The sequence below is a fragment of the Rhizomicrobium sp. genome (assembly GCA_037200985.1).
Lineage (GTDB): Bacteria > Pseudomonadota > Alphaproteobacteria > Micropepsales > Micropepsaceae > Rhizomicrobium.
Genome location: JBBCGJ010000001.1, coordinates 3,517,356 through 3,526,487, shown reverse-complemented (window position 1 = coordinate 3,526,487; position 9,132 = coordinate 3,517,356). Strand labels below are relative to the sequence as shown.

Genomic DNA, 9,132 nt, shown 5'->3' with positions numbered 1-9,132 from the left:
GCTCCACGGAAAAGACCGATGAACCGCCTCGCGCAAGAATCCAGCCCCTACCTGCTCGCCCACAAGGACAATCTGGTGGACTGGCATCCCTGGGGACCGGACGCGCTGGCCCTGGCGGCGGCGCAGAATAAGCCGATCTTCCTCTCCATCGGCTACAGCGCCTGCCATTGGTGCACGGTGATGTCGGAGGAGAGCTTCGCCGATCCCGAGATCGCCAATGTCCTCAACGAGAACTTCATCAACATCCTGGTCGACCGCGAGGAGCGCCCCGATGTCGACCAGTGCTACCAGGCGGCCGCCAACGTCCTCGGCCATGCCGGCGGCTGGCCGCTGAGCGCGTTCCTCACGCCGCAGAAAGTCCCGTTCCTCGTCGGCACCTATTTCCCGAAGGAGGAGCGCGCCGGCCAGGCGCCGCCGTTCCGCACCATCATCGACAACGTCCTGCGCACCCTGCGCGACGAAGCCCCGCAGGTCGCCACCGTCGCCGAGAACGTGGTGGCCCAGCTCGGCATTCTGTGGCAGCGCGACATGCGCGGACCCATCGGCTCCGACATGCTCGACAGCGCCGCGGTCCGCATCGCCCAGCGCTTCGACATCTTCTTCGGCGGCCTCACCCAGCAGCAGCCGAAATTCCCCTCCGTCACCCATATCGACGTGCTGCTGCGCGCCTATCTGCGCACCGGGATGAACCAGTTCCTGCAATTGAGCGCCCAGACCCTCGACAACGTCCTGCTCGGCGGCCTGTGGGATCATGTCGGCGGCGGCTTCTTCCGCTATGCCCAGGACGAACGCTGGCTCTTCCCGCAATTCGAGAAGACCCTGGCCGACACCGCGCTCCTGCTCGAGATCATGACGACCTTCTGGCAGTTCAACCGCAACAAGTTGTGCGGCGAGCGGATTCCCGAGACGGTCGAATTCCTGCTGCGCGACATGCGCAGCGGCGCGGCCTTCGTCACCACCGTCCAGGCCGAAGCCGACGGCCTGAACCAGGGCAATTACTATCTGTGGACCGAGCCGGAGATCGACGCGGCCCTGATGGGCACCTTCGTCGCCAAGTTCAAGGCCGCCTATGGCGTGACGCGCGACGGCAATTACAACGGCAGGACCGTGCTGCAGCGCCTGAACACCGGCGCGCCCTATCCGCAATCCGACGCCGACGAAGCGCTCTTCGCCAAGCAGCGCGAGCTGTTGTTCAAGGCGCGCCGCCAGCGCCGCCAGCCGGCGCGCGACGAGAAGGTCCTCGCCGACCTCAACGGCCTCGCCATCGCCGCGATCGCCAATGCCGGCGGCGCCTTCCAGAACACCGCCTGGATCCAGGCCGCCATCGAAGCCTTCGAATTCATCGTCAAGGCGTTGGGCGACGGCGACCGGCTCTATCACAGCTGGATCGACGGCAAGCGCGGCGCCCCGGCCTTCGCCGACGACTACGCCCAGATGGCGCGCGCCGCGATCGCGCTCTACGAAGTCGCCGGCGACAAGCGCTATCTCGAATTCGCCAAGCGCTGGACGCGCATCCTGAACGAGCATTTCTGGGACGGCGCCCGCGGCGGCTATTGCTTCACAGCCGACGACGCCGACACGATGATCGTCCGTTCACGGATGGTTTTCGACCAGCCGGCGCCCTCGGGCAACGCCGTCATGCTCAAGGTGCTCACCTGCCTGATGATGGCGACGGGCGATTCCGCCTATGCCGACCGGGTCAACGCGCTGGTCGGCGCCTTCGCCGGCGAGGCGCAGCGCGCCTTCATCTCGATGCCGTCCTATTTCTCGGGCCTGGAATTCGCCATCGCGGCGCTCCAGCTCGTGGTGATCGGCCCGCCGAGCTCGCCCAAGACCCATGAGCTGGCCAACGCGATCCTGGGCACCGTCCTTCCCAACCGCTTTCTCACCGTCGTGGCGCCGGGCGAAGCCTTCCCGGAAAACCATCCGATGGCCGGCAAGCAGATGCAGAACGGCCAGCCCACCGTCTATATCAGCCAGCGCGGCCAGGTCTCGCCGCCCGTGACCAATGCGGTGACGCTGGTGCAGATGATGCAACTGCCGGTGCAGCGCCCGGCCGCCCGGCCGCAATAGCCGCACCCCGGCCGCGGCGATTGTCCTTGGGGCGTCGATCCCGTTAACCTCTCCGGCAAACCGGGGAGACGGTCATGGCCGGCCAGGACGTCAGGATCAAAAGCAGTCCCGAAGGCGAGTTCGGGGCCTATCTCGCCGCGCCCGCCTCGGGCCGGGGCCCGGGCATCGTCATCATCCAGGAGATTTTCGGCGTCAACCGGGTGATGCGCACCGTCGCCGACGAGTTCGCGTCGCGCGGTTATTTCGCGCTCTGCCCCGACCTGTTCTGGCGGCTCGAGCCCGGCGTGCAGCTCACCGACCGCACCGACGCGGAATGGCAGCGCGCCTTCGACCTGATGAACCGATTCGATCCTGATGCGGGCATCAAGGACATCCAGACCAGCATCGGTTATCTGCGCCATTCGGTGACCGGCTGCACCGGCAAGGTCGGCACGGTCGGCTATTGCCTGGGCGGGCTGCTGGCCTATCTCAGCGCGGCGCGCACCGACACGGACGCCTCGGTCGGCTATTACGGCGTGAACATTCAGGACAAGCTCGGCGAGGCCGCCAAGATCAAGAAGCCGCTGATGCTGCACATCGCGGGCAAGGACGAATTCGCCCCGCCGGATGCGCAGAAGCAGGTGGTCGAGGGCCTCAAATCCAATCCGCTCGTGACGATCCATGTCTATGCCGAGATGAACCACGCCTTCGCGCGGCCCGGCGGAGCGCATTACGACAAGGCCTGCGCCGACCTCGCCAACGGCCGGACCTCGACCTTCTTCCGGCAGCATCTGAGCTGACGCCGGATTCCTGACATGATCACGGAAGCCAAACTCAGCGAGTGTCGATCGGCGACCTGATGACGTTCAGCGTGATGCGCATCGTGGCCGATTACGATTTCCTCGGCGCCGAGCCGAATCTTTTGGCCTATTACAAACGCTGCGAGGCGCGGCCGGCTTTCCAGCGCGCGCTCCGGGCGCAGCTCGACGACTTCGAGAGCCGCTGATCAGTTCGCCAGGGCGTGGATATGCGCGGCGAATTCCTGCGGCGCGCTCAGGAAGGGCGAGTGGTCGGTGTCCATCACGATCACCGGATCGCAGGGCAGCGCGGCGCACATCGCGGCCTGCGCGTCGATCGGCACGGCATTGTCGAACCGCGTCTGGATGAAGGACCGCTTCACGCTGCCATAGCGCTCGGGCGTGATGCGCACCGGCTGGGTCATGGGCGGGATCGGCTCGGCGCAGAGCTTCTCGATGGCGCGCGCGGCATCGGCGTCGGAGCTCATATTGTAGAAGCGGCGGCGGACCAGGCTGTCCTCGGTCTTGACCGCGCTGGCGCCGTCGATGGCGAGCGCCGGGTCCATCGGCGCCTTGGTCACGAAGGCGGAGAAGATCGACTCGCCGTCCGGCAGCAGCATCGCCGCGACATAGACGAGGCGCGACACCCGCTCGGGCATGCGCTCGGCGATCTCGCTCAGCACCGTGCCGCCGGCGGAATGTCCGACCAGCACGACCGGCTCGGACTGCGCCTTGACCACGCGCTCGGCCGCGTCGACGAATTGTTCGAGCGAGGCGGTACCATGCGCCGTCTTGTCGCCGCCCCGCGCCGGCAGATCGAACGCCACGACCTTGTGGCACTTGGCCTCGAGCAGGGGCACGACCTTTTCCCAGCACCACGCGCCGTGCATATGTCCATGGACAAGGACGATGGTCGCCATATTCTTCCCCCGACGGACTGCGTGGCCGGGGACGTTAGGGCGGAAGTCTTGACGAACCCTGAAATAATGCCGAAGTGCGAGTTCCGACCCGCCGTCCGTCGGACGCGTCGATATCTGGAGATCAAGGCGATGAAAGCGATCCGTTTCGAGACGACCGGCGGCCCCGAGGTCCTCCGTTATGTCGACGTGGCGCTCCCGGCGCCCGGCCCGGGCCAGGTACAGGTCAGGCACACCGTCATCGGAGTGAATTTCATCGACACCTATCAGCGTTCCGGCCTCTACAAGGTGCCGCTGCCGTCCGGCCTGGGCAGCGAAGCGGCCGGCGTGGTGGAAAGCGTCGGGCCGGGCATCACCACGCTCAAGAAAGGCGACCGCGTCGCCTATGCCGGCACGCCGGGCGCCTATGCCGAAGCGAACAACGTCCCGGCCGACCGGCTGGTGAAGATCCCCGATGGCGTCGGCGACGAGACCGCCGCCGCCGCGATGCTCAAGGGCATGACGGTGCAATACCTGCTGAAGCGCACCTTTCCGGTGAAGCGCGGCGAGACGATCCTGTTCCATTCCGCGGCGGGGGGCGTGGGGCTCATCGCCGGCCAATGGGCCCAGCATCTCGGCGCCACCGTCATCGGCACCGTCGGGCATGCCGACAAGGCCGAACTGGCCAAGGCGAACGGCTATGCGCATGTCCTGAGTTCGCACGATGCCGATTGGCCCAAGAAAGTGCGAGAGCTCAGCGGCGGGGTCGGCGTGCCGGTGGTCTACGACTCCATCGGCAGGGACACCTTTGCCGGCTCGCTCGACAGCCTGGCGGTGCGCGGGCTGCTCGTGTCCTTCGGCAATTCCTCCGGCGCGGTGCCGGCTTTCGAGCCCAGCATCCTCGCCGGCAAGGGTTCGCTCTATCTGACGCGGCCGACGCTCGCGCATTACGTCCGCACCGCCCAGGAGCTTCAGGAGACGGCCGACGACCTCTTCGCCGTCATCGCGTCCGGCGCGGTGAAGATCGCGGTCCATCAGCGCTTCAAGCTCGCCGACGCGCGCAAGGCGCATGAGGCGCTGCATTCGCGCCAGACCACCGGCGCGACGGTGCTTATCCCGTAGCGGCGCGCGCCGGCACGAGGCGGCCTTCCGCCAAAAGCAGCGAGGCCGAGTCGTAATACTCGGTCAGCGCGCCGGCGCGGCCCTTGTGGCTGCCGCCGAAGCCGAAAAGCGCCGCCGGCGACTGGCTGGTCCACACGATGTCGGGATGGATCGCCGAAAGCAGCGGCCCGAGATCGGACTGCGCATAGGCGTTCAGGATGTGCCGGATGAGCGCCTTGTTCCCCTCCGCGCCCACCCCGCGCTACTCCGCCGCCGCCCTCTGCTCCTGCCGGATGTAGATCGTGTTTTTCGGCCGCGCCATCACGCGCTGCACCATCGGCTCGAAGGCCTCGAGCGGCATGGTGTCGTAGGCGGGATCGAAGGCATTCTGGTCGTGCCGGGCGCAGAACCGCGCCGTGTGCTCGAAATGCGGATGGCCGCGGAACTGGTCGCGCATGTCGCGGTCGAGCCCCAGATAGTGAAAGAAATAATAGCCCTGGAAGATGCCGTGATGCGCCATCATCCAGTAATTCGCGTCCGAAACGTACGGCTTCATGATGGTGGCGCCGAGATCGGCATGGCTCGCCGAGCACAAGATGTCGCCGATGTCATGAATGAGGGCGCAGACGACGTATTCCTCGTCCATGCCGTCGCGGTGCGCGAGGGTCGCCGATTGCAGCGAATGTTCCAGCCGGTCGACCGGAAAGCCGCCGCAGTCGCCGGCCAGAGTCTTCAGATGCGCCAGCACCCGGTCGGCCACGCCGCGGTTGAAATCCGCGGTCGCCGCGACGATCTTCATCCAGTCTTCCTGGGTGCCGTCCACCATCGCCTTGAACTGGGCGCGGTCGGAAGCATCTTCGGTCATCGCCAAACCCCGGTTTGCGTACGATATCAGTGTCCGCCCGGGGCGCCGCGTCGTCAACCGTTCCAAAAATAAACGCCCGCCACGCACCTTCTAACGCCCTGCAATGTCGAGTTTACTCTGGCCAGCGAATCACCGCGAAAATTGGGGGACGAAATGGCCGGCAAGAGTTTCGAAGAGATTTTCGAGCAATCTCTGTTCCGCAGCCGCTGGCTGATGGCGCCGTTCTATGTCGGCCTTATCATCGCGCTGCTGGTCCTGATGATCACCTTCGGCAAGGAAGTGGTCGAGGAGACCCAGAAGGTCATCAGTATGGAACTCGAGGAGAACACGGTCGTCCTGTGGCTCCTGACCCTGATCGACATGTCGCTGGCGGGCAACCTGACCCTGATGGTGGTGTTCGCGGGTTACGAGAATTTCGTCTCCAAGCTCGACCTCGAAGGCAATCCCGACAAGCCGGTCTGGATGGGCAAGGTCGACTTCTCCAACATGAAGCTGAAGCTGATCGCGTCGATCATCGCGATCTCGGTCATCCATCTGCTCAAATCGTTCATGTCGATCGAAGTGGTCGACAAGGGCAATCTGCAATGGCTGATGGCCCTGCATGGCATGTTCCTGGTGTCCGGCGTCGTCCTCGCCTGCATGGATTATTTGGGCGAAAAGGGCGCGGAAAACCACGACATCGAAGAAGAAGAGATCGAAGCCGAGGCGCATCACCACTAGGCCCGGCGCGTCGCGGACAAGGGATGAAGGAAACGGCGCCGGCTTCGGCGCCGTTTTCGTTTCTAAAGATCTGCGGCCAGCCGCTCGATCTCTCCGCCGACCGCGTCCGCGTGGGTGAGCATCGCCAGATGGCTCAAGGCGAGCCGCGCGACGGGCCAGCCTTCGGCCTCGGCGGCGTCGGCATCTTCCCGATAGGCGCCGCTCAATTGCAGATAGGCGCCCGGCGTCGTCAGCGGAATCGCCGGCGCGATCTCGTCGAGATAGGCGAGCGGCACCTCGCCCTGCTCCGCCATGAAGGCGGCGCCAAGCGCGCGGTCCGGCAGCAGCGCCTCCATCGCGCCTTTCGGCCACCAGGCATGCCAGGGCGGCAGCCTGCCGTCTCGTGCAAGGCCGCGAAGCTTCGCACCCAATTGCTCGGGCACGCCGGCGAACCAGCTCGCGCCGGGATGGGGCAGCAAGGCATCGAGGAAGATCGCGCCGCGCGGCGGCACCAGCGCCGCGACGGCCGGCACCAGCGCGCCGGCGCCGCTATGGACGACAAGAATGGAATTGTCCGACACGGCAGACGACGCGGCCTCCGCCAGGGCCGGATAGTAAGGCCCCTCGCCGGCCATCAGCGGCGTCAGATCCGGCACCGCGACGGCATGGCCGCGGCCTCGCAGCAGCGGCGCCAGCTTCGCCCAGCTCGCCGGACCGACGAGCGGGCTGTGGAGCAGGACCAGCCGCACCGGCTCAGGTGTTCATGCTGTCGAAGAAGTCGGCGTTGTTCTTGGCGGCGCGCAGCTTGTCGAGCAGGAACTCGATCGCGTCGATCGTGCCCATCGGCGCCAGGATGCGGCGCAGGACATAGGTCTTGGCGAGGGTGTTCTTGTCGAGCAACAACTCGTCCTTGCGGGTGCCGGATTTGAGGATGTCGATCGCCGGGAAGATGCGCTTGTCGGCCACCTTGCGGTCCAGGATGATTTCGGAGTTACCCGTGCCCTTGAACTCTTCGAAGATGACTTCGTCCATGCGGCTGCCGGTATCGATCAGCGCGGTCGCGATGATCGTCAGCGAACCGCCTTCCTCGATATTGCGCGCCGCGCCGAAGAAGCGCTTGGGGCGCTGCAGGGCGTTGGCGTCGACGCCGCCGGTCAAGACCTTGCCGGAGCTCGGCACGACGGTGTTGTAGGCGCGGCCGAGACGGGTGATCGAATCCAGCAGGATCACGACGTCGCGCTTGTGCTCGACCAGGCGCTTGGCCTTCTCGATCACCATCTCGGCGACCTGGACGTGGCGCGTCGCCGGCTCGTCGAAGGTCGAGGAAATGACCTCGCCCTTCACCGAGCGCTGCATGTCGGTCACTTCCTCCGGGCGCTCGTCGATCAGAAGCACGATCAGATAGCACTCGGGATGGTTGGCGGTGATCGCCTTGGCGATGTTCTGCAGGATCACGGTCTTGCCGGTGCGCGGCTGGGCGGTGATAAGGGCGCGCTGGCCCATGCCCTGCGGCGCCACGATGTCGATGACCCGGCCGGTCTTGTCCTTGATGGTCGGGTCCTTCAATTCCATGTTCAGCCACCGCGTCGGATAGAGCGGCGTCAGATTGTCGAAATGGACCTTGTGCTTGATCTTCTCCGGATCCTCGAAATTGATCGTGGTCACCTTGAGAAGCGCGAAATAGCGTTCGCCGTCCTTCGGCGATCGGATCGGGCCTTCCACCGTGTCGCCGGTGCGCAGGCCGAAGCGGCGGATCTGCGACGGGCTCACATAGATGTCGTCCGGCCCCGCGAGATAGTTGGATTCCGGTGAGCGCAGGAAGCCGAAGCCGTCCTGCAGCGTCTCCACCACGCCCTGGCCCATGATCTCGACATTGCGCTCGGCGAGTTCCTTGAGGATCGCGAACAGCATGTCTTGCTTGCGCATGGACGAGGCGTTCTCGATCTCCAGCTCCTCCGCGAAGGCGAGAAGATCGGTGGGGGATTTGGATTTGAGATCCTGCAACTTCATCGTTTGCAGGCCTTCTTGGACCGTCATTGTGGATTGCTACCTAGGGGGGAACATGGGGGAGGAAAGTGTCCGGCTGGCCTGAGGAGCGGGATTGCACCGGTCGCCAGCGTATGGTCGGGGTTTGCCGGCCCGCGCCCGGCTTTTGCCGGTTCCGGCGCCGCGCCGTTACAGGCGGATGCCGATGCGTGCCAAGGAGAACGAACGTCTTATAGACCGATTTGGGGACGTTGCAAACGCCCGTCAAGGCTCGGGGGCATTAAAACTTCAGTCGAACGGCTTAACCACGACCAGGGTCACGATGAGGATCACCAGCACGAAGGGCACTTCGTTGACGATCCGCCAGAAGCGGCTCGACCGCGTATTGGCGTCCCGCGCGAAGGTCTTGACCGAGGCCGCGAAGAATCCGTGCAGGCCGGTCATGATCAGAACCAGCACGAATTTGATCTGGAGCCAGGTGTCCTCATAGGCGCCGGTGACATAGGCGAGGGTGAGGCCCAGGATCCACACCGCGATCATCGCCGGGTTCACGATCCGGCGCAGCAGAAGCAGCTCCTGCTTTTTCAGCAGCTCCGCCTCAGGCGAACCGGCCGGCACTTCCGAGTGATACACGAACAGCCGCGGCAGGTAGAGCATGCCGGCCATCCACGCGATGACGGCCATGACATGGAGCGCCTTGATCCAGTCGATGTGATCCGACAGCCACATCAGCATG

The 9,132-nt window shown here is 65.3% G+C and carries 11 protein-coding genes; 5 read left to right on the top strand and 6 right to left on the bottom strand.

Annotation, left to right across the window (positions count from 1 at the left end; all coding sequences use genetic code 11):
- Positions 1–18 precede the first annotated feature (18 nt).
- The 3 genes from WDN01_17320 (at position 19) to WDN01_17310 (ending at position 3,058) form a co-directional block, all read left to right on the top strand.
- Complete coding sequence (locus WDN01_17320; GenBank protein MEJ0027788.1) at positions 19–2,073, top strand: thioredoxin domain-containing protein; 2,055 nt, start codon at positions 19–21, stop codon at positions 2,071–2,073.
- 74 nt (positions 2,074–2,147) lie between these two features.
- Positions 2,148–2,852 (top strand): dienelactone hydrolase family protein, encoded by a 705-nt coding sequence (locus tag WDN01_17315; protein MEJ0027787.1) that lies wholly within the window; start codon positions 2,148–2,150, stop codon positions 2,850–2,852.
- Between the two features lie 41 nt (positions 2,853–2,893).
- Entirely contained in the window at positions 2,894–3,058 is a 165-nt protein-coding gene (locus WDN01_17310) for a hypothetical protein (GenBank protein MEJ0027786.1), read from the top strand.
- Here the strand turns inward: WDN01_17310 and WDN01_17305 are convergent, their stop codons facing one another.
- Complete coding sequence (locus WDN01_17305) at positions 3,059–3,769, bottom strand: alpha/beta fold hydrolase (GenBank protein ID MEJ0027785.1); 711 nt, start codon at positions 3,767–3,769, stop codon at positions 3,059–3,061.
- A 129-nt stretch (positions 3,770–3,898) separates the two neighbouring features.
- Here WDN01_17305 and WDN01_17300 point away from each other — a divergent pair, with 129 nt between their 5' ends.
- Positions 3,899–4,867: a quinone oxidoreductase gene (locus WDN01_17300; GenBank protein ID MEJ0027784.1), complete on the top strand. Its 969-nt coding sequence runs from the start codon at positions 3,899–3,901 to the stop codon at positions 4,865–4,867.
- Here WDN01_17300 and WDN01_17295 read toward each other — a convergent pair.
- Together WDN01_17295 and WDN01_17290 are read right to left on the bottom strand one after the other, a co-directional pair.
- Positions 4,857–5,102, bottom strand: a complete 246-nt coding sequence (locus WDN01_17295) for a hypothetical protein (GenBank protein ID MEJ0027783.1) — start codon at positions 5,100–5,102, stop codon at positions 4,857–4,859. The two genes, WDN01_17300 and WDN01_17295, sit on opposite strands and share 11 nt — an antisense overlap.
- Before the next feature lie 6 nt (positions 5,103–5,108).
- Positions 5,109–5,711, bottom strand: a complete 603-nt coding sequence (locus WDN01_17290; GenBank protein MEJ0027782.1) for an HD domain-containing protein — start codon at positions 5,709–5,711, stop codon at positions 5,109–5,111.
- 153 nt (positions 5,712–5,864) lie between these two features.
- Here WDN01_17290 and WDN01_17285 point away from each other — a divergent pair, with 153 nt between their 5' ends.
- Positions 5,865–6,431, top strand: coding sequence for a TIGR00645 family protein (locus tag WDN01_17285; protein MEJ0027781.1), 567 nt, complete (start codon positions 5,865–5,867; stop codon positions 6,429–6,431).
- 62 nt (positions 6,432–6,493) lie between these two features.
- Here WDN01_17285 and WDN01_17280 read toward each other — a convergent pair whose 3' ends face one another.
- The 3 genes from WDN01_17280 to hemJ form a co-directional block, all read right to left on the bottom strand.
- Positions 6,494–7,159, bottom strand: a complete 666-nt coding sequence (locus WDN01_17280) for a hypothetical protein (protein MEJ0027780.1) — start codon at positions 7,157–7,159, stop codon at positions 6,494–6,496.
- Positions 7,160–7,163: 4 nt separating this feature from the next.
- Positions 7,164–8,420, bottom strand: coding sequence for a transcription termination factor Rho (gene rho / locus WDN01_17275; GenBank protein MEJ0027779.1), 1,257 nt, complete (start codon positions 8,418–8,420; stop codon positions 7,164–7,166).
- A gap of 264 nt (positions 8,421–8,684) precedes the next feature.
- A complete protein-coding gene (gene hemJ, locus WDN01_17270; GenBank protein MEJ0027778.1) occupies positions 8,685–9,131 on the bottom strand; it encodes a protoporphyrinogen oxidase HemJ in 447 nt (148 codons plus the stop codon).
- Between the last annotated feature and the right edge of the window lies 1 nt (position 9,132).